The sequence below is a fragment of the Oleiphilus sp. HI0128 genome (genome assembly GCF_001635365.1).
Window position 1 is genome coordinate 1 of the sequence record NZ_LWGG01001477.1, and the last position, 576, is coordinate 576.

1 protein-coding gene is annotated in these 576 nt (G+C 39.6%); it reads right to left on the reverse strand.

The annotated features are described in order from the left end of the window. A partial coding sequence (locus A3763_RS24385) for a hypothetical protein (protein ID WP_231872310.1) occupies positions 1-499 on the reverse strand: 499 nt, incomplete at its 3' end. Positions 500-576 lie beyond the last annotated feature (77 nt).

The following is a 576-nucleotide window of genomic DNA, read 5'->3' on the forward strand; positions in this document are numbered from 1 at the left end:
TGTAGCGTATTGTTGGAAGCCATGAACCAGCAGCGACAAGTGTAGATAGTCCTGTTGATTGGTTCTTTAGATTGATCATATCTTCCATGTACGCAACGGGGTTTTCGGCTAGATTTCGGTAGAGATTCTGTGCAAGTGCTTGGTTGCCAGCAATATTATCGACACCCATTGATGATGTACTATCCATTGCATAATCCGCGATTGTAGAAAGCCTAGTTTTACACGTAGCTACATCTGTTTCAAAACCTCCTTTTTTACAAACATCACTATAATGCTGGTTATAAGTGGCTGGTAATGTGATTAATGAAGATATCGATGCCCATGCAGCATTGCAGGTTACGCTATTACCTCCTCGATTTGCTGCATCGTAGTACACTGTCATTTGATATGTTGAAGCTAATTTAGCCAGTTCTCCAACTAAATCATTAGTTTCGTGCAGTATTTTATTTAAATCAAATGTTCCATAGCTCCCCAATGAGGATGTTAGAGCAGGGGGCATACAGTCATCAATATAGTGTTCGATGCTTTTTGATAAATACGGTTTATATTTCAGAGGGTCTTGATTCAAGACTGTTG